Genomic DNA, 22,849 nt, shown 5'->3' on the forward strand with positions numbered 1-22,849 from the left:
GAGGACGTGTGCCCCGCCCAGGCACAGAGGAGCACAGGTGGGTCTTCTCACGACCATCCGCGAGCATCGTCGTACCGTCGCGTCGGTGAGCACCGTGTCGGTGTTCTCGACGGCGCTGGTGGGCATGGCGCTGCTCTACGAGGGCGAGGCCACGGCGGACGTGGACCTCAACGACTCGGGCGTGTGGGTGACGAAGACGTCCGCGGGCCTGGTGGGGCGGTTCAACTACGAGTCCCAGGCGATGGACGGCACGCTCAACGCGGGCAGCGCGTCGTTCGACGTGCAGCAGGACGCGGGCCGCGTCCTCCTCGACGACCAGGGGACGAGCACGTCGTCCCCCGTGGACGTCGCCCACCTCAAGCTCACCGGGCAGATCCGCCTGCCGGCCGGGGCGCAGGTCGCCTCCGGCGGCGCGACGACCGCGATCCTCGACGGCGAGGAGGGCCTGCTGTGGGTCCTGCCGTTCGACGGCGCCACCTCGTTCGACGCCGAGGAGCTCGACCCGACGGCCGAGGTCGGCGGTGACGGCGCGCTGACGGTGTCCGAGGACGGGACGGTCTTCGTCGCGATCCCCTCGACCGGAGCGCTGTGGACGGTCGAGACCACGAGCAAGGGCGCCGTCTCCGGCGACCCGACGTCGACGTCCCTCCCGGTCGGGAAGGGCGCCGAGGTCGAGGTGACGGCCGTCGGTGACGAGCCCGTCGTCCTCGACCGCTCCGCCTCGCAGCTCGTGCTGCCCGGCGGCCGGACCGTCGCGGTCGAGGGCGCGGAGCAGGCGCGGCTCCAGCAGCCGTCCGCTGGGTCGGGCGACGTCGTCGTCGCGACGACCGACGCGCTCGTGACCCAGCCCCTGAAGGGCGGCGACGCCCAGCGCCGCGCCGCCCAGGGCGTCCCGGCCGCCCCGGTGCGCCTCGGGTCGTGCACGTACGGGGCGTGGGCCTCGACCGGCCAGGTCATCCGCGACTGCGAGGGCACCGACCGCGACGTCGACGAGCGCCTCGAAGGGCTCGACCCCCAGACCCGCCTGGAGTACCGGGTGAACCGGCAGGTGATCGTGCTCAACGACCTGTCGGCGGGGACGTTGTGGATGGCGGCGGACGAGTACCAGAAGGTCGACGACTGGGACGTCCAGATGCCCGAGGAGGCCGAGGGCGAGGAGGCCGACGCGGAGCTGACGAACCCCGAGCAGGTGGACCAGTTCATCGCGGACCGGTCCCAGCCGAACCGGCCGCCGCAGCCGAAGGACGACACGTTCGGGGTGCGTCCGGGGCGCACGACGATCCTGCCGGTGCTGGGCAACGACGTGGACCCGGACGGGGACGTGATGACGGCGTCGCTCGTCGGGGACTCGCCGTCGAACGCGACCGTGCAGACGATCATGGGCGGCGCCGCGCTGCAGGCCGTGGTCCCCGAGGACGCCGAGGGCACCGGGTCGTTCCGGTACTCCGTGTCCGACGGCCGCGGCGGCGTCGCCGAGGCGGGCGTCACCCTCAAGGTGTCCCCCTGGGGCGAGAACGCTCCCCCCGAGCAGACCGGTGACCCGGTCCTGCGCGTCGCCCAGGGCGGCGCCGCGACGATCAAGGTGCTGCCCTTCTTCAAGGACCCGGACGGCGACGACCTGTACCTCGCGTCGGCGGCCGCGACGGTCGCGGGCGACGACGTGCGCTCGCGCCCCGACGGCACGGTCGAGCTGCGCGACGGCGGCGGCTCGACCGGGCGCAAGATCGTGACCCTGCTCGTCTCCGACGGCGAGCTGTCCTTCGAGGGCAAGCTGCTGGTCGACGTGGTACCCGGTCCGCAGCCGCCGGTCGCGGTGAGCGACCACGTGGTGGTCCCGGCGGGGCAGCCGGTGACGGTCGAGCCGTTGCGCAACGACACCGACCCGAACGGGGACGACCTGCGCCTGGCGTCGGTCTCGGAGTCCGCCCCGGCGCAGATCACGCCGAACTACGACGCGGGCACGTTCACGTTCCTCTCGATGGAGCCGCGCTCCTACGACCTGACGTACCAGGTGACGGACGGCCCGAACGCGACCACGGGCCTCGTCCGGGTCGACGTCCTGCCGCCGTCCGAGGCCGAGGGTGCGCCCGTCGTCGTCACCGACACCGCGCTCCTCCCGGCGGGCGGGTCCACGCTCGTGGACGTCCTCGCGAACGACACGGACCCCGCGGGCGGCGTGCTCGTCGTGCAGTCCGTGCGCGTGCCCGCCGACGCCGGGGTGTCGGTCGCGATCCTGGCCCACCAGATGCTGCGGGTGACCGAGATCCGGCGCCTGGACGCGCCGGTGACGGTGGAGTACACGGCCTCCAACGGCACCGAGACCGCGACCGGCCAGGTGCGGGTCGTGCCGGTGCCGGCGCCGACGCGGTTGCAGCCGCCGAACGCGGTCGCGGACGAGGTGACGGTGCACGCGGGGGACGTGGTGACGGTCCCGGTGCTGAAGAACGACACGCACCCGGACGGGTTGGAGCTGTTCCTGCAGCCCGAGCTGGAGCAGGACGTGGACCCGGCGCTGGGCGAGGCGTTCGTGTCGGAGGACACGGTGCGGTTCAAGGCGGGCCCGGAGGCGGGCACGGCGTACGCGATCTACCGGGTGCGGGACGTCAACGGGCAGGAGGACTCGGCCCAGGTCACGATCCGGATCCGCGACGGCGACGACAACGCCCCGCCGCAGCCGCGCGAGATCGAGGCCCGGGTGCTGTCCGGGTCCAGCGTGCGCATCGCGGTGCCGCTGGACGGCATCGACCCCGACGGCGACTCCGTCCAGGTCACCGGCATCGCCACCCCCGCGGGCAAGGGCACCGCCCGGGTCGTGGACGGGATGATCGAGTACGCCGCGTCGAAGAACGCGACCGGGGCGGACACGTTCACCTACTCCGTGCTCGACGCCCGCGGCGCCACCGCCACGGGCACGGTCAACGTCGGCATCGCCCGTCCCGCGGACACCAACCAGTCGCCGGTCGCGGTGGACGACGAGGTGACGGTGCGCCCGGGGCGCACGGTCTCGGTCGCGGCGCTGGCCAACGACACCGACCCCGACGGGGACCAGGTCGGCCTGGTCCCGGGCGGGATCGAGGACACGCACGACCTGGACGCCGAGGTCGTGGCCGACCGCATCGTGCTGACCTCGCCCGACCAGGACGGCTCGTACACGTTCTACTACCAGATCCAGGACACCTACGGCGCCCGCGCGACCGGCGCGGTCACCGTGAACGTCTCGGCGAACGCGCCCCTGCTGCCCCCGGTCGCGCGCGACGACACCGTGCCCGTGGAGGACATCCTGGGCAAGACCGAGGTCACCGTCCCCGTCCTGGACAACGACGAGGACCCCGACGGCGCCGCGAGCGACCTCACCGTCACCACCGACGCGACCACCGCGAGCGTCACCCCCGACGGCGAGCTCACCGTCACCCTCACCGAGGGCCGCCAGGTCATCACCTACACCGCGACCGACATCGACGGCCTGACCGCCAAGGCCTTCGTCAAGGTCCCCGGCCTCACCGACCAGGCCCCGACCCTCCGTCCCGGCATCACGCCCCTGGAGGTCGTGAGCGGCGAGCCGCTGCCCATCGACATCACGGACTACGTCCTGGTCGTCGAGGGCAAGACTCCCCGGCTCACCACGGAGGAGAAGGTCACCGCGCTCGAGGGCACGCGCGAGGTCCTCTCGACCACGGAGATCACCTACACGTCCGCGGCGGACTACGTCGGTCCCGCCGCCGTGACCTTCGAGGTCACCGACGGCTCCGGTCCCGACGACCCCGACGGCCACACCGCGCTGCTCACGCTGCCGATCAGCGTCGTGCCGCCGGAGAACCTGCCGCCGGAGCTGTCGACCCCGACGCTCGACGTCGCAGCGGGCGAGGAGGCCTCGATCGACCTCGCGCGCTTCGCGACCGACCCCGACGGCGACCCCCTGACCTTCCAGGCCACCGGCCAGGCCCAGGGCGTGACCGTGACCGTCGAGGGCACCACGCTGCGCGCCCAGGCGACCCCGGACGTGCCCAAGGGCTCGGTCGTGCAGGTCCCGATCACCGTCACCGACGGCGAGCACCCCCCGGTCGAGGGCACCGCGACCCTGACCGTCGTGGCCTCGACCCGGCCCCTGGCGCGCGCCAACCCCGACACCGTCGACGACGCCCACCAGGGCAAGGCCACCACCGTCCCCGTCCTGGCCAACGACTCCAACCCCTTCCCCGACACCCCGCTGGAGATCGTCGGCGCGAGCGTCGAGACGGGCAGCGGCGACGTGTCGTACAGCGGGGGCGACGTCGTCGTGACGCCCGCCGACTCGTTCGTGGGCGTCATGGTGGTCGTCTACCGGATCCAGGACGCGACGAAGGACCCCGACCGCATGGTCGAGGGCCGCGTCCAGCTCAAGGTGCTGGGCAAGCCCGAGGCGCCCTCGACCCCGCAGGTCGTCGAGGTCCGCTCCAAGACGGTCGTGCTCGCCTGGGACCCGCCGAACAACAACGGCGCCGACATCACCGGCTACACCGTGCGCTCCCAGAACGGCTACGAGAAGGCCTGCGGCACCACCACCTGCACCCTGGACGGCCTGACCAACAACGTCGAGTACACCTTCACCGTCTACGCGACCAACGCCGTCGGCGACGGCCCCGCCTCCCCGGCCTCCGCCGTCGCCCGACCCGACGAGAAGCCCGACCCGCCCGCCGCGCCCACCCTCGAGTTCGGCGACAAGTCCCTCACGGTCACCTGGACCAACAAGACCTACACCGACCGCTCGCCGATCGAGACGGTCGACCTCGAGATCTCCCCGGCGCCGAAGGGCGGCGCCGTCCAGGTCACGGCGCTCTCGGGCACCCAGTACGTGTGGAACGGGCTCGAGAACGGCACCGCGTACAGCGTCCGCGTCCGGGCGAACAACCTCGCCCCCGACCCCTCGGACTGGGGCGAGTACTCGGCCGAGGAGATCCCGGCGGGCCTGCCGGACGTCCCGGAGACGCCGAGCGCGGTCCGCGCCGCGGACTCGCCGCTCAACGGCGGCTCGATCGACGTGTCGTGGAAGGCGCCGTTCGAGAACGGCGACGCGATCAAGGGCTACACCCTGCAGCGGTACAAGAACGGCTCCCGCGACGGCGCCGCGCTCTCCCTCACCGCGACGAGCCACAAGGCGACGGGCCTCGACAACGAGTCGTCGTACACGTTCACGGTGACGGCCGAGAACAAGGCGGGCCGGACGGCGGAGAGCGCGGCGTCCGCGGCCGTGGTCCCCTACGGTCGCCCCGAGGCTCCGCCCCGGCCGAGCGTGCAGAACGTCGGCGGCGGCGGGCAGGACAGCGGCATCCCGCGCGTGTCCTGGGGTGCCGCCGACGCGAACGGCAGCCCGATCACGAAGTACACCGTCACGGCGGCGCCCGGGGGCGCGAAGAAGGACGTTGACGGCACGTCCGTCGACTTCACCGGCCTCCCCGCCGGGAACTACACGTTCACCGTCACCGCGACGAACAAGGGCGGCACGTCCACGTCGAGCCCGGCGTCGGGGCAGATCAGCGCGTACGGCAAGCCCAGCGAACCGGGCGTGTCCGTGTCCCGACTGAGCGCGACCTCGGGCCGCTTCTCGATCTCCGCGCCCTCGTCGAACGGTGGCAACGACGTCTCGCGCTACAACTGGCAGATCGAGGGCGGGTCCAGCGGCTCGGGGCGGACGGTCGACGTCGGGAACGACTACGACCAGACGTTCCGCCTCCGAGCGCAGGCGTGCAACGCCGCGGGCTGCGGAGCGTGGAGCGGGTGGGCGACGCACCGCACCGACCCGCGCCCGGTCCCGCCGACCATCTGGGTGACGCGTGGGCCCGGGAAGGCCACCGGCTCGTGGGGCGACTGCCAGAACACCAGCGTCTGCACGGTCTTCCGCGTCAACGCGAACGCGACGTTCCCCTCCGGCACCTACACCTTCGCGTGCTACTACGACGGGAACCGCATCGGCAGCTTCACGTGGACCGAGCACCTCAGCGCGGGCGGCTACGTCGACCTCGGGTGCATCCTGGGCAACCCGTACGGCACGCGGGCCACGGCCAAGGTCTACGTGACGATCAGCCCTGCACCGAGCGGCATCGTGGTCGAGCACCGGGACTGGCCCATCAGATAGCCCGGCGACGGCCGATCTGCCGTCGGCGAATGAGCCGACGGCAGATCGGCCTCCTCACGGGACCCGGGCGGGCGCAGGGTGGTCGCATGACCACGCACCTGACCGGCCGACCCGCCGTCGGCGACCACCACCGGACCCCGCGCGCGGAGGCTGCCGCCCCGCCAGCCTCCTCGTTCGACGACCAGCTCACGACGCGCCTGCTCCACCAGCGCATCGTCGTCCTCGGCACGGCCGTGGACGACGCCGTCGCGAACCGCCTGTGCGCCCAGCTCCTCCTGCTCTCGGCGGAGGACCCGCGCGCGGACGTCGCGCTCTACGTCAACTCCCCTGGCGGCTCGGTGAGCGCCGGCCTCGCGATCTACGACACGATGCGGCTCATCCCCAACGACGTGTCGACCGTCGCGATGGGCTTCGCCGCGAGCATGGGCCAGTTCCTCCTGTGCGCGGGGACGCCGGGCAAGCGGTTCGCGCTGCCGCACGCGCGGATCATGATGCACCAGCCGTCCGCCGGGATCGGGGGCACCGCCGTCGACATCGCGATCCAGGCGGAGAACCTCGTCTACACCAAGGGGCTCATGCACCGGCTCCTCGCGGAGAGCACCGGGCAGTCCGTCGAGACCATCGCCGACGACTCCGACCGCGACCGCTGGTTCACCGCGCAGCAGGCGCTCGAGTACGGGATGGTCGACCGGATCGTCGAGAGCGTCGACGACGTCCGCCCCGCTCGTGCGGCTCGGAAGGTGGGTCTGTGATGGCGAGCTACACGATCCCGACCGTGGTCGAGCGCACGCCGCTGGGCGAGCGCGCGTTCGACGTCTTCTCCCGCCTGCTGTCCGAGCGCATCGTGTTCCTCGGCACGGAGATCGACGACGGCGTCGCGAACGTCGTCATGGCGCAGCTCCTGCACCTGGAGTCGGACGCCCCGGACCAGGAGATCGGGCTGTACATCAACTCCCCGGGCGGCTCCGCGACCGCGCTCATGGCGATCTACGACACGATGCAGTTCGTCCGCTGCGACGTCTCGACCATCTGCATGGGCCAGGCGGCCTCGGCCGCGGCCGTCCTGCTCGCGGCGGGCACGCCCGGCAAGCGGTTCGTGCTGGAGCACTCGCGCGTCCTGCTGCACCAGCCGTCGGGCGGTGGGGAGGGCACGATCTCGGACCTGTCGATCCAGGCCGAGGAGATCCTCCGGATCCGGTCCGAGACGGAGGAGGTGCTGGCGCGGCACACGGGCCAGACCGTCGAGCGCCTGCGCGCCGACACCGACCGCGACCTGGTGCTCACCGCGCGCCAGGCCGTGGAGTACGGCGTCGCGGACGCCGTCGTCACCTCGCGCAAGCTCGCCGCGGCGGCGTGACGCCCGACCGCGGAGGTGACACCGTGCGTCGTCAGCCGCGTCGTCAGCCGCGTCGTCGGAACCACGACCGGCGGCGCGGCTCGGGTGCCGCCTCGGCGGGCGTCGGCTCGGGCGCGGCGGGCTCCTGCTCCGCGGGCGCAGGCTCCGGCGCGGCCGGCTCCTCCGCCGGCGACTCCGGGACGGTGAGCGCGGGCGCCGTCGGCGCCGAGGCCGCAGGGTCTGCCGCGGCGGGCTCCGGCATCGCGGGCTCCGCCGCCGCGGCCTCGGGCTCCGCCGCTGCGGCCTCGGGCTCGGCGGCCAGGGGCGCGGCGGCCTCGGGCGCGGCGGTCCGCCCGGACGACGCGGAGATGCCCGCGATCCGTCCGCGCTCGTCGAACCGCACGGTCACGGTGCCGTCGGGCACGTCCAGCACGACGGCGCCGGTCCCGTCCTCCACGGCCGGCAGGCCGCGCGCGCTCGCGTAGGACGCGACGGCGCGCCGGTGGTCGACGACCGTGACGGACAGCAGCCCCTCGCTCAGCGTGCGCACGACGCGCGGCACGCTCGGGGCGGGCAGGGCGAGGTCGGCGTCGTCCAGGAGGAACCACGCGCGCGTGCCGCCGCCGACGGGAGCGCTGTAGTGGGCGAACGAGCCGGTCACCGCCTTGGCCGCGAGCGCGAGCCGGTGAGCGAGGTCGTCGGCCAGCGGGAGCTCCGGCTCGGCGGCCTCGCGCAGCCCGGTCCGGCGCGTGCTCTCGGCGGCGGTGAGCACGGCCTCGGGGAAGCCGTTGACGTTCTGCCACGCCCACATCCACGTGCCCGGCCCCGGCGCGGCCGTGCCGAGGAACTGGAGGCGGGACGTCGCGGTCCCGCCGTCGGGCGCGGTGAAGGTGAAGACCCCGGTGGTCAGGTCGGCGGCCCAGGCGTCGTCGCCGTGGAGGTCCGTCAGGTGGAGCTGGTGCTCGTGGGAGAGGAACGCGGCGTCGTCGACGAGGTCCTGGAGGGCCGGGACGTCCTGGGCTGCCGTGCCGTGCGCGGTCTGCGGCTCCGTCATGGACCGACGGTAGCGGCGCGCACGACGCCCGGCCCGCGCACGACACGCGGCACGGCGGGGACGGTCGCTCAGGCCGCGAGGAGCAGGACGTCGCCGGCGCGCGCTGTCGGACGGCCCAAGGTCTCGGCGACGGGGAGGTCCCGCACGGGCTCGCCCACCGGGGCGACGTGCCGTGGCGCGGAGAGGGCACCGCGCTCTCGCGCGGAGGACAGCACGCGGACGGGCGCGAGCGGCCGGAGCTCCTCGCCCGTGCGGGCGACGAGGTCGACGAGCCGCAGGCCGAGGGCGCCGCACACGGCGGCGAGGACCTCGGACGACGCCTCCTTGCGCCCGCGCTCCACCTCGGACAGGTAGGCGGTGGAGACGCGCGCGGCGGCCGCGACGTCGACGAGCGTGCGCCCCTGCGCGAGCCGCGCCCGCCGCAGGATCCCCCCGATGACGTGGCGCAGGAGGGGCTCCGCCCGCCCGCCCGCCCGGGAGCGGGGGCTCGGCATCACCCCGTCCGGCACCACGTTCGGCAGCGTGCCCGGCACCGCGCTCGTCGCGTCCATGCGTTCACGCTACCCGCGGCCCACCCGGGTGCCGAGGCACCCGGGTGGGTATCTGCTGCTGGCGTAAGGCCGGGCGCACGGCGCGACGTCGGCCGCGCGCCCGGCCGGGCGGGTCACCAGCGCTCGAGCGACCAGGCCATCTGCCAGAAGCGGATCTCGTGGCGGCAGCTCAGCTCGAACGCGCGCTCCATGCGCGCGCGCTCCGCCTCGCCCGCGTCCGCGGCGAGCGCGTCCAGGCGTGCGCGCAGGTCGGTGAGGACGTCCTCGGTGCGCTCGGCCGCGTAGAACTGCCACCAGCCCGCGAGCGGGTGGTCGTCGCCGAGGGCGCCGGGCGTCGTCTGGCGCTCGCCGAGCCAGAAGCGCCGCGCGGACCAGATGTAGGTCCACGGGCACGGCAGCAGCGCGGCGAGCAGCACGCCGAGCGAGTCGCGGCCGGCCGCCGTCATGTGGTCGACGTAGGCCTGCGCGCTGGGCGCGAGGCGGTGCGTCTGCGCCTCCTCGTACGTCACCCCGAGGAAGTCGCACATCGCGTGGTGCGCGTGCGACTCGTCGTCGAGGAGGAAGCCGGCCTTGTCGTGGAAGTAGGCCGCCCACGACCGGTCGGGCGCGAGGGCCATGCCGAGGCCGTAGCAGCGCAGGTAGGCCGTGAGGTACTGGTGGTCCTGGCCCACGTAGTGGCGGACCGCGGCGGGCTCGACGGAGCCGTCGCGCAGCCCGGCCAGGAAGGGGTGGTCGTAGAACGTCTCGAAGAGGTCCGCGTACCGGCGGGCGAGGTCGGCGGTGAAGCCGGTCTCCTCCTGCCGGACGAGCGCGGTCGGGTCGTCCGCGAGGACAGGGTTCAGGGTGATGGCAGCAGGCGTCGTCATGCCCACGTTCCTCCGCTCGTGCTAGCGAGATCAGGTTCGACGGGTCCGGGCGGCCGTACCGCTCGTCTCAGTCCCTCGGCCCGGGCCGTGGCCCGGGCGGGACGCCCCGCGTGGTTCGCGCCGACCCTAGCAAGGACGGCGCCGGTGCGGGAGCCCTCGCCACGGTGTGGGAATATAGTTGTAGCGACAACAAGTTGGAGCAGACATGACCACGAGCACGCCGGGCGCGCCGACCGACCGCCTCCTGTCCCCGTCCACGAGCATGGACGCCGTCACGCTGCGCGTGGGCGACCTCGAGCTCATGACCTCGTACTACACGGGCGCGTTCGCCCTCGCCCCGCTCGAGGAGCGGTCGCGCGGCGCCGAGGTGCACCGTGTGCTGGGCCGCGGCCGCACACCCATGCTGCGCCTCGTGCACACGCCCGGGCTGCCGCCCGTCGACCCGCGCCAGGCCGGCCTGTTCCACACGGCCTTCCTGTTCGACGACGGCCCGAGCCTCGCCGCGACCGTCTACCGCGCCGCGCAGGACCGCCGCGGCACCTTCGTCGGGTCGAGCGACCACCTCGTCAGCGAGGCGTTCTACTTCACCGACCCCGAGGGCAACGGCGTCGAGCTCTACACCGACCGCCCCCGCGAGACGTGGGTGCGCGAGCACGGCCAGATCCTCATGACGACGACGTTCCTCGACCCGAACGCCTACCTGCGCACGCACCTCGACCAGGAGACGTTCGACGCCGGCCCCTCGCTCGCGGGCCGCGTCGGCCACGTGCACCTGCAGGTCGGCGACGTCGCGACCGCCCACGCCTTCTACGTCGACGCCGTCGGCTTCGAGGCGACGCTCACCGGGTACAGCGGGGCGCTCTTCGCGTCCGCGGGCGGGTACCACCACCACGTCGCGATGAACGTGTGGAACAGCGCGGGCGCCGGGCCCCGCGCCGCGAGCCTCGGGCTCGGCGACGTCGCCGTCACGGTGCCGGGCCGCGAGGACCTCGACGCGCTCGTCGCCCGCCTCCGTTCCCGCGGGCTGGAGCACGCGGACGACGGCCGCTCCGTCGTCGTGCACGACCCGTGGGGCACGCGCGTGACGCTGTCCGTCCCCGGCACCACGACCGAGGAGCTGCTCGCGCGCTGAGGCGCGGCGCCCCGGGCACGGGGCGCGCGGCCGGGGCACGAGGCGCACGATGGGAGGACCCGCCGAGCGCACCGAGGAGCGACCGTGTTCCGCAGCCTCTTCCCCGTCCTCACCGTGGCCGACCTCGACCGGTCCCTCGGCTTCTACCGCGACCTGCTGCGCGGGACGGTCGAGTACGCGTTCCCCGACGACGGCCCGCCCGTCTACGTGAGCGTGCGCGTGGGCGGGTCACCGCTCGGGCTCGGGCAGGGCGACCCGCCTCCGGCGGACACCCGCGTCGTGCTGTGGGTGTACGTCGACGACTGCGACCGCGCCGTCGAGCACCTCGCGGCCGCGGGCGTGCCCGTCCTGGAACCGCCCGCGGACCAGCCGTGGGGCGAGCGCGTCGCGCGCGTACAGGACCCGGACGGCACCGTCGTGATCCTCGGCCAGGAGGCCGCTCCCCCGGCCGAGCCGGAGGGCCCGACGGGGCTGTCCTAGCCCGGGGAGGCCTGGCGCCGCGGAGCCGACCGCCCGTCGGCATGGTGCCCCCACCGGGACTCGAACCCGGAACACGCCGGGTTTAAGCCGGCCGCCTCTGCCAGTTGGGCCATGGGGGCGCGGGCCGAATCTACCGCGCGCGCGGCGCTCTCCGGGCCCGTCGGCACGACGGCCGCCCGCCCGGGACCTGGACGCGACGAGGGGCGAGCCGCACGCGCGGCTCGCCCCTCGTCGTCGGGCACGACGGCCGGGCCGGGGCCCGGCCGCGACCTCAGGAGGCCTTCGCCGCCGGCGTCCGGTCGTCGGCGTCGACGGTGCCCGCACCGGACTCCGCCGCGGCCGCCGAGCCCTGCGCGGTCTGCTTGACCGGGTCGCCGTCCTTCTTGGGCGGGACGGACGCGGCGCGGAACTCCGCGCGCGGGTCGTGCAGCGAGCCGAGCGACACGAGCTCGCGGCCCATGAGGAACTGGCCGATCCAGCCGATGAAGATGCGGATCTTGCGGTTTCCCGTCGGCATCGCCATGACGTGGTAGCTGCGGTGCATGAGCCACGCGAGCGTCCCACGGAGCTTGAACACGCCGAACAGCTCCGCCACGCCCTTGTACAGGCCGAGCGACGCGACCGTACCGACGCTCTTGTGGCGGTACTCGACCGGCGGCTCGCTGTGCAGCTCGAGCGCGAGGTTGTCGGCGAGGCGCGTGGCCTCACGGATGGCGTGCTGCGCGTTCGGCGGGCAGAACTTGCCCGGGTTCAGCACGTCCGGGACGGCGGCGCAGTCGCCCGCGGCCCACGCGTTCGGCACGACGTTGCCGTCGGCGTCCGCGACCTGGAGCGTCGGCAGCACGGTGATGCGGCCCAGCTTGTCGACCGGGAGGTCGGACGACTCCTTGAGGACCGGGTTCGCCTTGACGCCCGCGGTCCAGACGATCGTGTCGGAGTCGAACTCGACCCCGGTCGACGTGACGACGTGGCCGTCCACGCACGACGACAGGAACGTGCTGAGGTGGAACTCGATGCCGCGCTTCTTCAGCTCGTCGAGCGCGTACTGCGCCATGGGCTCGCTGAGCTCGGGCAGGATGCGGCCCGCGCCCTCGATCATGACGAAGCGGAGGTCCTTCTCCTCGATCGTCGCGTAGTTGCGCGTCGCGTAGCGGGCCATGTCCTCGATCTCGGCCAGCGCCTCGATGCCCGCGAACCCGCCGCCGACGAACGTGAACGTCAGCATGCGGCGACGCAGCTTCTCGTCCCACGTGGACGACGCGACGTCCATGCGGTTGAGCACGTGGTTGCGGACCGCGATGGCCTCCTCCACGTTCTTGAAGCCGATCGCGTTCTCCGCCAGGCCCGGGATGGGCAGCGTGCGCGACACCGAGCCGAGGCCGACGATCAGGTGGTCGTACGTGACCGAGTAGTCGTCGCCCTCCTCCGGGTGGATCGTCACGCGGCGGTCCGTGTGGTCGATCGAGACGACCTTGCCCTGGAGCACGTCGACGCCCTTGAGCGCACGGCGGTGCGGCGCGACGACGTCGCGGCCGTCGATCGAGCCCGCGGCCGCCTCGGGGAGGAACGGCGCGTACGTCATGTACGGGCGCGGGTCGACGACGACGATCGCCGCCTCGCGGCGACCGAGCTTCTTGCGCAGCCGGCGGGCGGCGTACAGACCCACGGAGCCGCCGCCGAGGACGACGACGCGGGGCACCTTGCGGGGCCGCGGCGAAGCGGTCTGGGCACGGCTGACCGAGGTCAGGTCATTCTGAGGCATGGTTCCAGAGTATTACCGGTTGCGGCACAGGCGAGCCGGAGCGTCCGCCTGACGGGCGTGACGCGCCCCACGCCGCGCGGACGGACGGGCACAGAGGCGGGCACACGCGGGCACAGGCGACATTCCGCAGGGCCCGGGGCCGGGGTGGGGCGCCGCCGTCCGCCGACGGCGCACCACCCCGGCCCCACCGCTCAGCCGATCGCGCCGACGACGGGCGTCGGGCCGGTCGGTGCGGGCGGCACCCCGCCCGCGGGCGGGGTCGCGGGCGCCTCCTGCGACGGCGCCGGGTCGCCCTCGGCCGGCTCGTCGGCCGGCGCGTCGCTGGTACCGCCCGTGCCCGACGACGTCTCCCCCGTCCCCACGCTCGACGGCACCGCGGTCGGTGCCTGGAGGAACGGCCACGGCATGTCGCGCGTGCGCGTCCCCGTCGCCGGGACGGGGCGGCCGTCGCCCTCGGGGTACTCGACGTCCTCCTCGGCGACCGCGCGCAGCGGGTAGACGTTCCACCGCTCACGCCCGTCCGTCGCGAGGGCGGGCTGGAAGTACCACATACCCTCGACGTCCGGCACCGCCCACATCCCGGAGGCCCCCTCCTCGGTGACCGTGCGGACCTGGCGGCCGCGGTCGTCGAAGACCTGGACGTCGCGGAGCGGCTCGCCCGCCGCGTCGTAGACGAAGAGGTTGGACACCTGCGCGCCGTCGACCCACACGCCCGCCGTGCCCGGGGAGTCCCCGCTCCCGAACGACACGCTGCTCACGAGGCCGCTGCTCGCGTCGCTGCGGCCCTGCTCGTAGCCGCGGTCCCACGCGTACGGGCTCGACGCGCTCGCCGAGGCGGCGACGAGGACGGCGGGCACGGCCGCGACGGCCGCGGCGACCGACAGCGGACGGCCGACCTTCCGCAGCCCGCGGGTGGGCAGCCACCGGCCCCGGCCCCACTGCACGCTCACGACGACCGCGATCAGCACGACGACGCGCGCGGACAGGTCCGGCGGGAGCACGGCCACCTGGTACCCCGCGACCAGGGCGAGCAGGAGCGTCGCCACGACCCAGCCGCGCAGGATCCACCACGCGGGCGTGAGGGCGCGCAGGAACTCGGCCGTCGAGGCCCACTGCGGCGACGAGGTGACGGGCTGCCACCCCGCGCGCCAGTCCGCCGCGAGCATCGCGCCGAGCCCGGCCAGCCGACGGCGCAGCCCGGGGCGCGGGCCCCGCACGGCGCCCGGGGCGACGGGAGGCAGGCCGGCCGCGGTGCGCAGCTCGGCGGCGTACTCGGCGGGCGGACCGAAGAACGCGACGAGGTCGAGGCCCGTGTCGTCGAGCGCCTCCGTGCCAGCCGTGCCGGCCGTGCCGGCCGGAGCGCCGTCGGACGGCGCCGAAGCGGGGGCTCGGCGCGGGAGCGCGCCGGGCGCGTCGACGACCGCCTCGGCGAGGTCGGCCTCGAGCCCGTCGGCGAGCTCCTCGACCTGGTCGGGGCGCAGGTCGGCGAGGTGCGCGCGCACCTGCTGGGCGTAGGCGTGGACGTGCCCGTAGAAGGCGCGTCCGACGGGCGCGCCGGCGGGCGGCTGCGCGGGGGTCGTCGTGCTCATCAGGCGGCCACCTCTCCGGTCCGCAGCAGCGCGGACACGGTGCCCGCGAACGTCTGCCACTCCTTGCGGTGCAGGTCGAGCATGGCCCGGCCCTGCGGGTTGATCCCGTAGTACTTGCGGTGCGGCCCGGCGTCGGACGGCACGACGTAGGTGGTCAGCGCCCCGCCCGCGTACAGGCGCCGCAGCGTCCCGTACACGGACGCGTCCCCCACGTCCTCGAGCCCCGCCGCGCGCAGGCGCCGCACGACGTCGTACCCGTACCCGTCCTCGGCCTCGACCGCGGCGAGCACCGCCGCGTCGAGCACCCCCTTGAGCAGCTGCGTGGTGTCCATCCGTCCCTCCGTCGGGCGTGGCCCCGGTCCGTCCCGGTGCTCGGCCACCGGGATCACGGGATGCACACTACCGCGCGATGCGCAGTACCGTGCACACGACACGCCCCTCGCGCGGACACGCCGGAGCCCGGGCCGCGGGCACCGGCGTGTCCGGTGCCGCGACGCCGGGCTCGGCGGTCGGGCAGGAAGGGTCGCCGGGGCGACCCCGGGTCAGGCGAGCGACCAGGCGATCCCGTCGAGGATGTCGTGCTCGCTCGTCACGACCTCGGTGAGCGACCCGCCCGCGGCGGCGACGTCGTCGCGCACGCGGCGCACGACCTCCGACCACACGAGCGCGCCCGCGCCGATGACGTCGACCCGCCCGGGGTGCATGAACCCCAGGGCGGTGCGCTCGGCGCGCGTGCGGTGCAGCAGGTCGTCGCAGGCCGCGAGCACGGTGTCGACCGGCAGCACGGACCCGTTGATCCGGTCGCGGTCGTACCGGGCGAGGCCGAGCGCGTGGGCCGTGACCGTCGTGACGGACCCGGCGAGCCCGACGAGCGTCGCCGCCTGCCCGAGCGGCACCACGCGGGCCGCGTCGTCGAGCGCGGCCCGCACGTCCGCACGGGCCGCCGCCTCCTCCGCGGGGGTCGGCGGGTCGGAGCGCAGGTGCCGCTCCGTCATGCGCACGCACCCCACGTCCATCGAGTACGCGGCGTCGGGCGTCGTCGTGCCGAGCACGAGCTCCGTCGAGCCGCCGCCGAGGTCCACCACGACGTAGGGGCCGGGGCGCACGGCCGCGACGGTCGACGTCGCCCCGCGGAACGACAGCGCCGCCTCCTCCTCGCCCGAGACGACCTCGGGCTCGACGCCGAGCGCGTCGAGGACGCCCGCGACGAACTCGTCGCGGTTCTCGGCGTCCCGCGTGGCCGACGTCGCGACGAAGCGCGTCCGCGTCGCGCCCAGGTCGGCGATCACCTGCGCGTAGCGACGCGCGGCGTCGAGCGTGCGCGCGAGCGCCTCGGGGGCGAGGCGGCCCGTGCGGTCGACGCCCTGGCCGAGCCGGACGACCTCCATGCGGCGGTCCAGGTCGACGAGCGTCCCGGCCTGCGGGTCGACGTCGGCGACGAGGAGGCGGATCGAGTTGGTGCCGCAGTCGATCGCCGCCACGCGCGAGGCGCCGGGCGGGACGGGGGCGGGCGAGGTGGCCGGCGCGGCGGTCGCGCCCGGGTCCCGGGTGAGCGGAGAGGTGGAGCCAGAGGTCATGCGTCCAAGCGTGCCACGCGGTCAGCAGGTGCAGCGGTCGGGGCGCCACACGTCGCGCACGCGCTCGAGCGCCTCGTCGCCCAGCGGGTTGACGCCCGGGCCGGCCGCGAGCGCGTGGCCCACGAGGACGTGCAGGCACTTCACGCGCGTGGGCATCCCGCCCGCCGAGATGCCGTCGATCTCCTCGACGTGGCCGAGCGCCTCGCGCTGCGCGAGGTAGTGCTCGTGCGCGCGCCGGTAGGCGGCGGCGAGCTCCTCGTCCTCGGTGAGCCGCTCCGACATCTCCTTCATGACGCCGTTCGCCTCGAGCGTCGACGCGGCCGCGACCGCGCCCGGGCTCGTGAGGTAGAAGGTCGTGGGGAACGGCGTGCCGTTCTCGAGCCGCGGCGCCGTGCGGACGACGAGCGGACGCCCGCACACGCACCGCGCGGCGATGCCGACGACACCGCGCGGCGTGCGCCCGAGCTGTTCCGCGAGCGTCTCGAGGTCGCGCTCGGAGACGACGGCGTCCGGGTCGTCGGCAGGGATGGCCAGGCGGGCGTCGGGCACGGGACTTCCTTCGGGTCGGTCGGCGGCGTCGGGACGACGCCTCACCCATTCTCCCCGCTCGGCGGAGCGTCCTCGTCGCCGGCCGGTTCCTCGCCCGCGGGCGCGGTCCCGTCGGGCGTTCCCGCGTCGTCGCCCGCGGACGCGCGCGGACCGCCCGCGACCTGCACCGACTCCCAGATGGCCTCGTACCAGGGCGTGCCCTCCTCGTACCCCCGGACGGGCCCGTCCGTGATCGTCCGCCCGGTCTGCGGGTCGGTGTCGTCGACGACCGTCTCCGGGTCGAGCACGCGCCACGGCCGCTCCCCCGGCATGACGAAGTTGAGCCGGTCCCGCGCCTCGCGCTCGACGTACGCCTGGTCGTCCCAGCGGGCGAGCTCGGCCTCGAGCTCGGTGTGCTCCGCCTGCGCCTGCTCGAGGCCGGCGCGCAGCTCGCGCAGCTCCCCCGTCTGGTTGACGTACGCGCGCAGCGTCGGCAGCAGGAGCACCGCGGCGAGGAGCACGACGACGGACAGGACCAGGGTCCGGACGGTCACCACCTCGGGCAGGAGGAAGCCGTAGCGGCTCCGGCGCCGGTCCTCGGGCGCCGGGCCGGCCGCACGTCGCGTCGACGTCGCGCTGCTCGGTCGGGCTGCGGGGCGGCGCGCGCCGGACGACGACGGGGTCCGGGCGGTCGAGCCGCCGCCCGGGGACTTCGCCGAGGAGCCCGACGCCGTCCGCGGGGCGCCCGTGGACGCCGGGCGCGGGCTCGCGGCCCCCGAGGACGCGGAGCGCTTCGTGGGCTTCGTCCCGGACGTGCCGCGCGCGGGCCCGGAGCCCGGCCGCGCGGGGGCACCGGGGCGCGGGGGACGACGCGAGGACGGCATGCCCCGATTGTGCTGCCGCGAGACGCGGCGCGCCGGGAGCACGCGCGGTGCGCCCGCGAACGTGAGGCGATCGACACGACTTCTTCACCCGCCCGGACGCGCCGGAGCCCGGCGGGCCGACGAGCGGCCCTCCGGGCTCCGGGTGCCGGGTCGCCCCGGCGGGGTCGTGCGCGACCGACGGTCAGCCGCAGGTCAGCCCTGCACCGTCCAGCGCGGGAACGCGCCACGGCCGGCGTAGCGGGCGGCGTCGTCCAGCGCCTCCTCGATGCGCAGGAGCTGGTTGTACTTGTTGATGCGCTCGCCGCGGGCGGGGGCCCCCGTCTTGATCTGGCCGGCGTTCGTCGCGACGGACAGGTCCGCGATCGTCGTGTCCTCGGTCTCGCCCGAGCGGTGCGACACCATCGCGGTGAAGCCGTTGCGCTGCGCGAGCTCGACGGCGTCGAGCGTCTCGGTGAGCGTGCCGATCTGGTTGAGCTTCACGAGGAGCGAGTTCGCCGCCTTGAGCTCGATGCCCTTCGCGAGACGCTCCGGGTTGGTGACGAACAGGTCGTCGCCGACGATCTGCACCCGGTCGCCGACCTCGGCGACGAGCTGCGACCAGCTGTCCCACTCGTCCTCGGACAGCGGGTCCTCGATGGAGACCAGCGGGTAGTCGCGCACGAGCTGCTCGTAGTAGGCGATCATCTCGGCCGGCGTCTTCGCGCCGCCCTCGAACTGGTACGCGCCGTCCTTGAAGAACTCGGTCGACGCGACGTCGAGCGCGAGCGTCACGTCGGTGCCCGGCGCGAAGCCGGCCTTCTCGATCGCGACGAGGATGAGGTCGAGCGCCTCGCGGTTGCTCGCGAGGTTCGGCGCGAAGCCGCCCTCGTCGCCCAGGCCGGTGGCCAGGCCCTTCTCCTTGAGCACGGACTTCAGCGCGTGGTAGACCTCGGCGCCGGTGCGCAGCGCCTCGCGGAACGAGGACGCGCCGATCGGGGCGACCATGAACTCCTGGATGTCCACGTTCGAGTCCGCGTGCGACCCGCCGTTGAGGATGTTCATCATCGGCACGGGCAGGACGTGCGCGTTCGGGCCGCCGACGTAGCGGTACAGGTCGAGGCCCGCGCTCTTCGCGGCGGCCTTCGCGACGGCGAGCGAGACGCCGAGGATGGCGTTCGCGCCGAGCTTGCCCTTGTTCGGGGTGCCGTCGAGGTCGATGAGGGCGGCGTCGATGAGGCGCTGGTCCTCGGCCTCGAAGCCGATGAGCTCCGGGGCGATGTCGTCGATCACGGAGTTCACCGCGCCCTCGACACCCTTGCCCAGGTAGCGGGACTTGTCGCCGTCACGACGCTCGACGGCCTCGAACGCACCGGTCGACGCGCCCGAGGGCACTCCGGCGCGGGCGAACGTCCCGTCGTCCAGGACGACCTCGACCTCGACGGTCGGGTTTCCGCGGGAGTCGAGGATCTCGCGCGCTCCAACGGCTTCGATGCTGGCCACAGGTGCTCCTTCGGGGCAGGGCTGCGGGCGCTTCGAACGGTGGTGGCGGACCCGGGCAGGGAAACCCGGGACGCCGCGTGCGCGCCCGCGACGATGGTGGGTTTACGACCACAGCCTAGTGCCCGGTTGTGACCTGCGCCGCTGCGTCCGGTCCGTGGGCCCCGGGTCGGGGACCTGCGCGTCGACGATCGGGACGAACGTCCCGCCTCAGCCCTGCGCCGCCGGGCCGGGCTCCGCAGGCGTCCCTGCCGACGTCTCGGCCACGACGATCCGCGCCTCGACGCGCCGCAGCTCGCCCCGCAGCGCGGCCTCCGCGTCGAGCCCGTCGGCCTCCGCGCGGGCCACGAGCGCGAGCAGCTCGTGCCCGAGCCGCTCGTCCGGCGTCGGGTCGGCGCCGTCCTCGCCGACCGCACCCGTCCCGGTGCCCGACGGCGCCGCGAGCGCCGCGCCGACGACGTCGCCGAGGCCGCCGCGCCCGGCCCGGGACAGGACCTTCTGCGCGCGGGCGAGCGACCCCTGCGTGTGCGAGATGCCCTCGAGCACCGACGAGCGCTGCTTCTCCGCCTTCTTGATCGCGTCCCACTGCCCGTGCAGGTCGGTCGCGTCGGCGTCCGCGAACACGTGCGGGTGGCGCCGCACGAGCTTCGCCGCGAGGTCGGCGGCGACGTCGTCGACGGTGAACGGGTCCGGCTCCTCGCTCGCGATGCGCGCGTGGAACAGCACCTGCAGGAGCAGGTCGCCGAGCTCCTCGCGCATCCCGGCGCGGTCGCCGGTCTCGATGGCGTCCGCGAGCTCGTGCGCCTCCTCGAGGAGGTACCGCACGAGCGAGACGTGCGTCTGCTCGCGGTCCCACGGGCACCCGCCCGGGGAGTAGAGGCGGTCCATGACGGCGACGACGTCGCGCAGCGGGTCGGTCGCGGTGCCGGGCGCGCGGTCGTGCGTGGGCTCGTGCGGGTCCGGGGCGGCCGAGGGCTCGGGGGCGGTCACCGCCTCATCGTAGGTTCGCCGGGCGGCGCGCGGTCGACGCCGGTCGAGCGTGCCGTCGCTGCCGGTCGAGCACGCGGCCGTGACCCGGGCCGGGCCACGACCGCGTGGTGGGGATGGCGGAAGCGCTACGACCGCCAGGTGTCCGACAGCGTCACGGAGCCGTCGGCGCCGACCGTCGCCGTGCGGTTGCCGCCGCTCTCCCAGACGACGTTCCCGCCGCCGTCGCGCTTGACGTACTTGTACTGGAAGGTCGTGCCGGCCGGGAGGTCGACGCGCGCGGTCCACACCGGGTAGGCCGACGACGACAGCGGGACGCCGTTCGCGGGCGCCCAGGAGCCGAGCGCCGGGATGCTGCCCACGACGTGGACCGTCTGGCCCCACGTGGTGGTCGCGGTGACGGAGAACGACGCGTCACCCTGCCCTTCGACCGGCCCGCCCGGCGACCCGCCGCCGTCGCACGGGTCGCCCGCCGTGACCGTCCCGCCGGAGACGGCGACCGCGGCGCCGGACAGGGAGTAGTCCTTGCCGCCGTTGCTGTCCCAGGCGCCCGAGCCGTTCGTGAAGGCGGCGGTGACGGTCGCGGCCGCGCCCGTCGCCCCGCTGGGCAGGCTGATCTGCCGCGAGACCCAGCCCGTGCAGGCCGCCGTCATCGGGACCCCGGGGACGGCGGTCCAGGCGCCCGTGCCGACCTTGTAGTGGACGTTGTACGCGTTCCAGCCTTTGTCGGTCGCGTAGTAGACGGTCGTCGTGCCGGCCGGGTCGACGGGCCCGGGGCCCCCGGTGCCGCCGTCGCCGCGCGCCCCGACGTGGAGCGCGAGCGCCCCGTACGCGGGCACCGTCGCCGTGAAGGTGCCCGAGCCGGAGACGGAGACGGTCTTCGAGCAGTCCTTCGACGCCACGACGTCGCAGTACGTCCCGGCGGGGAGCGGGGTCTGGTAGGTGCGCGTCACGGCGTTCGCGGAGTTGTTGATCGTCACGTAGCCCTTGGCGCCTCGCCCGTAGGCGATGTGGTTGTTCCCGTCGTCCCACCAGCCCGTCACCGGGGTCCCGGCGACCGCGTTGTGGAAGCCGACCATGCCCGCGATCTCGGTCCAGCGCTGCGTGCAGACCCAGGCGCTGTCGGCACAGCTCGCGTCGGGCACGGAGGTGGCCGAGGCGCCGGGCGCACCCGCGTCCTTGTCGCTCCACGTGTAGCCCGAGTAGACGCTCGGTGCGCCGTAGGGCCACGAGAGCATGAACGCGTTGGCGAGCCGGTACTTGGCGCCCCACTTGTAGTTCATCGTCTCGCCGTTGCGCTCGGTGTCGTGGTTGTCGACGAAGACGCCCGCGCGGTCGGAGGGGAGCTTGTTGTCGCCGATGGTGCGCAGGTCCTTGATCTGGCCGTCGAACCGGGACTTGAGCTCGCGCGCGTAGAAGAACTCGTGCGAGTCGCCGGAACCGAGGTACTCCGAGGGCTGGATCGGCTCGCCGCTCGCGCCGATGACCTCGTGCACCCAGAAGACGTCCGGGTTCGTGAGCCGCGCCTTGATCGCCGCGAGGTCAGCGGCCGGGATGTGCTTCGCGGCGTCGATGCGGAAGCCCGAGACGCCGAGCGACAGGAGGTCGTTGAGGTAGCCCGCGATCTTGCCGCGCACGTAGTCGGAGCCCGTCCGCAGGTCCTGGAGCGAGACGAGGCGGCAGTTCTGGACGTTGTACCGGTCGCCGTAGTTGCTGATGTTCGACCGGCAGTCGTTGAAGTCGTTCGGCCCGTACGGGACGCCGGGGAAGCTGTCCACGGAGTAGCTCGTCCCGCCGGTCCCGGTGCCGGACCCGGTGTCGGCGCCCGCCGTGTGGTTGACGACCGCGTCGACGATCACGCCCACGCCCGCCGCCTTGCAGGCGCTCACCATGCGCTGGAACTCGGCGCGGGTGCCGAGCTTGGACTCGAGCTTGTAGCTGACGGGCTGGTAGGAGGTCCACCAGGCCGTGCCCTGGATGTGCTCCTGCGGCGGTGAGACCTGGACGTAGCCGAACCCGGCCGGGCCGATGGTGCTGGTGCACTCGGCCGCCACGGAGTCCCACGTCCACTGGAAGAGGTTGAGGATCACGTCGCCCCGTCCGTTCGGGGAGTCGACGACGGGCGTCGGCACGGGCGGCGCGGCCGCAGCGGGTGCGGCGACCGGGACCGCGGCCAGCGCCGCGGTCAGCGCGAGGGCCGCCGAGGCGCCCGCCGCGAGGACGCGGCGCAGGCGGCCGCCGCGCGGGCGGGCGGGGCGTCCTGCGGGGACGGGGATGGGCGCCGGGGGTCCGGCGAGGTCGGTGGTGCGCGTCATTGCAGCTCCTTCGAGGATGCGGCCGCCCCTCGCTCGGCGTCGAGCACGGACGGGCCACGCGGTGATGACGAGCGCCCCGGGGTGGCGGGCGCGACCGGCACCTGCGGCTTTGCAGGATGTTTCCGGATGTTGCTGCAACCTTACAGAGGCAGGCGCGGGCTGTCACGACCTGTGTCGACGGGTCGTGCGGACGGGTCGTG

Annotated in this window: 17 protein-coding genes, 1 tRNA gene and 1 riboswitch; of the genes, 5 read left to right on the forward strand and 13 right to left on the reverse strand. The window is 74.4% G+C overall.

The window, feature by feature from the left end; translation table 11 throughout:
• The first annotated feature begins 85 nt into the window (after window positions 1–85).
• The 3 genes from HKK73_RS14425 (at window position 86) to HKK73_RS14435 (ending at window position 7,469) form a co-directional block, all read left to right on the forward strand.
• A complete protein-coding gene (locus HKK73_RS14425) occupies window positions 86–6,112 on the forward strand; it encodes an Ig-like domain-containing protein (protein WP_253705656.1) in 6,027 nt (2,008 codons plus the stop codon).
• A gap of 86 nt (window positions 6,113–6,198) precedes the next feature.
• Window positions 6,199–6,864 carry a ClpP family protease gene (locus HKK73_RS14430; RefSeq protein WP_171468263.1) on the forward strand — a complete coding sequence of 222 codons (666 nt, stop codon included), beginning with the start codon at window positions 6,199–6,201 and terminating at the stop codon, window positions 6,862–6,864.
• Window positions 6,864–7,469, forward strand: coding sequence for a ClpP family protease (locus HKK73_RS14435; RefSeq protein ID WP_009866251.1), 606 nt, complete (start codon window positions 6,864–6,866; stop codon window positions 7,467–7,469). Before HKK73_RS14430 ends, HKK73_RS14435 begins: the two co-directional genes overlap by 1 nt.
• A 43-nt stretch (window positions 7,470–7,512) precedes the next feature.
• Here the strand turns inward: HKK73_RS14435 and HKK73_RS14440 are convergent, their stop codons facing one another.
• From HKK73_RS14440 to HKK73_RS14450, 3 genes are all read right to left on the reverse strand, one after another.
• The gene (locus tag HKK73_RS14440; protein WP_171468264.1) at window positions 7,513–8,502 is read right to left on the reverse strand and encodes a DUF6882 domain-containing protein; all 990 of its coding nucleotides are present in this window, start codon (window positions 8,500–8,502) and stop codon (window positions 7,513–7,515) included.
• Between the two features lie 68 nt (window positions 8,503–8,570).
• Window positions 8,571–9,053: a helix-turn-helix domain-containing protein gene (locus tag HKK73_RS19370; protein ID WP_371810558.1), complete on the reverse strand. Its 483-nt coding sequence runs from the start codon at window positions 9,051–9,053 to the stop codon at window positions 8,571–8,573.
• A 113-nt stretch (window positions 9,054–9,166) separates the two neighbouring features.
• Window positions 9,167–9,919, reverse strand: a complete 753-nt coding sequence (locus HKK73_RS14450; RefSeq protein ID WP_171468265.1) for a TenA family protein — start codon at window positions 9,917–9,919, stop codon at window positions 9,167–9,169.
• Window positions 9,910–10,038, reverse strand: a riboswitch (TPP riboswitch). It overlaps the preceding gene by 10 nt.
• 86 nt (window positions 10,039–10,124) lie before the next feature.
• Between HKK73_RS14450 and HKK73_RS14455 the strand changes: the two genes are divergently transcribed.
• A complete protein-coding gene (locus HKK73_RS14455; protein WP_171468266.1) occupies window positions 10,125–11,051 on the forward strand; it encodes a VOC family protein in 927 nt (308 codons plus the stop codon).
• A gap of 84 nt (window positions 11,052–11,135) precedes the next feature.
• On the forward strand, window positions 11,136–11,531 hold the full coding sequence (locus HKK73_RS14460) for a glyoxalase/bleomycin resistance/extradiol dioxygenase family protein (RefSeq protein ID WP_076406322.1): 396 nt from the start codon (window positions 11,136–11,138) through the stop codon (window positions 11,529–11,531).
• A 42-nt stretch (window positions 11,532–11,573) separates the two neighbouring features.
• On the opposite strand, the gene HKK73_RS14465 is transcribed toward HKK73_RS14460, so the two are convergent.
• The 10 genes from HKK73_RS14465 to HKK73_RS14505 all read right to left on the reverse strand — a co-directional run bounded on the left by HKK73_RS14465 (window position 11,574) and on the right by HKK73_RS14505 (window position 22,649).
• Window positions 11,574–11,650: transfer RNA gene (locus tag HKK73_RS14465), tRNA-Leu, on the reverse strand.
• A gap of 152 nt (window positions 11,651–11,802) precedes the next feature.
• Entirely contained in the window at window positions 11,803–13,293 is a 1,491-nt protein-coding gene (locus HKK73_RS14470) for an NAD(P)/FAD-dependent oxidoreductase (protein WP_043656236.1), read from the reverse strand.
• A 191-nt stretch (window positions 13,294–13,484) separates the two neighbouring features.
• Window positions 13,485–14,882 (reverse strand): hypothetical protein, encoded by a 1,398-nt coding sequence (locus tag HKK73_RS14475; RefSeq protein WP_171468267.1) that lies wholly within the window; start codon window positions 14,880–14,882, stop codon window positions 13,485–13,487.
• On the reverse strand, window positions 14,882–15,214 hold the full coding sequence (locus HKK73_RS14480) for a PadR family transcriptional regulator (protein ID WP_034651541.1): 333 nt from the start codon (window positions 15,212–15,214) through the stop codon (window positions 14,882–14,884). Before HKK73_RS14480 ends, HKK73_RS14475 begins: the two co-directional genes overlap by 1 nt.
• A gap of 210 nt (window positions 15,215–15,424) precedes the next feature.
• Window positions 15,425–16,459, reverse strand: a complete 1,035-nt coding sequence (locus HKK73_RS14485) for a Ppx/GppA phosphatase family protein (RefSeq protein WP_168946142.1) — start codon at window positions 16,457–16,459, stop codon at window positions 15,425–15,427.
• Window positions 16,460–16,480: 21 nt separating this feature from the next.
• Window positions 16,481–17,008 (reverse strand): DUF501 domain-containing protein, encoded by a 528-nt coding sequence (locus HKK73_RS18945; protein ID WP_232322731.1) that lies wholly within the window; start codon window positions 17,006–17,008, stop codon window positions 16,481–16,483.
• 41 nt (window positions 17,009–17,049) lie between these two features.
• On the reverse strand, window positions 17,050–17,871 hold the full coding sequence (locus HKK73_RS19165) for a septum formation initiator family protein (protein ID WP_253705657.1): 822 nt from the start codon (window positions 17,869–17,871) through the stop codon (window positions 17,050–17,052).
• 192 nt (window positions 17,872–18,063) lie between these two features.
• Window positions 18,064–19,350, reverse strand: coding sequence for a phosphopyruvate hydratase (gene eno, locus HKK73_RS14495; protein WP_021483383.1), 1,287 nt, complete (start codon window positions 19,348–19,350; stop codon window positions 18,064–18,066).
• Window positions 19,351–19,557: 207 nt separating this feature from the next.
• Window positions 19,558–20,337 carry a MazG family protein gene (locus HKK73_RS14500; protein ID WP_253705658.1) on the reverse strand — a complete coding sequence of 260 codons (780 nt, stop codon included), beginning with the start codon at window positions 20,335–20,337 and terminating at the stop codon, window positions 19,558–19,560.
• A gap of 125 nt (window positions 20,338–20,462) precedes the next feature.
• A complete protein-coding gene (locus HKK73_RS14505) occupies window positions 20,463–22,649 on the reverse strand; it encodes a carbohydrate-binding module family 20 domain-containing protein (protein WP_171468268.1) in 2,187 nt (728 codons plus the stop codon).
• Window positions 22,650–22,849: the final 200 nt, after the last annotated feature.

The sequence above is a fragment of the Cellulosimicrobium sp. 72-3 genome, from assembly GCF_013127315.1.
In the GTDB taxonomy this organism is placed as follows: domain Bacteria; phylum Actinomycetota; class Actinomycetes; order Actinomycetales; family Cellulomonadaceae; genus Cellulosimicrobium; species Cellulosimicrobium funkei.

Coding starts and splice junctions, on each gene's coding strand:
- HKK73_RS14430 (WP_171468263.1), top strand. CDS start 6,199: ATGACCACGCACCTGACCGGCCGACCCGCCGTCGGCGACCACCACCGG.
- HKK73_RS14435 (WP_009866251.1), top strand. CDS start 6,864: ATGGCGAGCTACACGATCCCGACCGTGGTCGAGCGCACGCCGCTGGGC.
- HKK73_RS14440 (WP_171468264.1), bottom strand. CDS start 8,502: ATGACGGAGCCGCAGACCGCGCACGGCACGGCAGCCCAGGACGTCCCG.
- HKK73_RS19370 (WP_371810558.1), bottom strand. CDS start 9,053: ATGGACGCGACGAGCGCGGTGCCGGGCACGCTGCCGAACGTGGTGCCG.
- HKK73_RS14450 (WP_171468265.1), bottom strand. CDS start 9,919: ATGACGACGCCTGCTGCCATCACCCTGAACCCTGTCCTCGCGGACGAC.
- HKK73_RS14455 (WP_171468266.1), top strand. CDS start 10,125: ATGACCACGAGCACGCCGGGCGCGCCGACCGACCGCCTCCTGTCCCCG.
- HKK73_RS14470 (WP_043656236.1), bottom strand. CDS start 13,293: ATGCCTCAGAATGACCTGACCTCGGTCAGCCGTGCCCAGACCGCTTCG.
- HKK73_RS14475 (WP_171468267.1), bottom strand. CDS start 14,882: ATGAGCACGACGACCCCCGCGCAGCCGCCCGCCGGCGCGCCCGTCGGA.
- HKK73_RS14480 (WP_034651541.1), bottom strand. CDS start 15,214: ATGGACACCACGCAGCTGCTCAAGGGGGTGCTCGACGCGGCGGTGCTC.
- HKK73_RS14485 (WP_168946142.1), bottom strand. CDS start 16,459: ATGACCTCTGGCTCCACCTCTCCGCTCACCCGGGACCCGGGCGCGACC.
- HKK73_RS19165 (WP_253705657.1), bottom strand. CDS start 17,871: ATGCCGTCCTCGCGTCGTCCCCCGCGCCCCGGTGCCCCCGCGCGGCCG.
- HKK73_RS14505 (WP_171468268.1), bottom strand. CDS start 22,649: ATGACGCGCACCACCGACCTCGCCGGACCCCCGGCGCCCATCCCCGTC.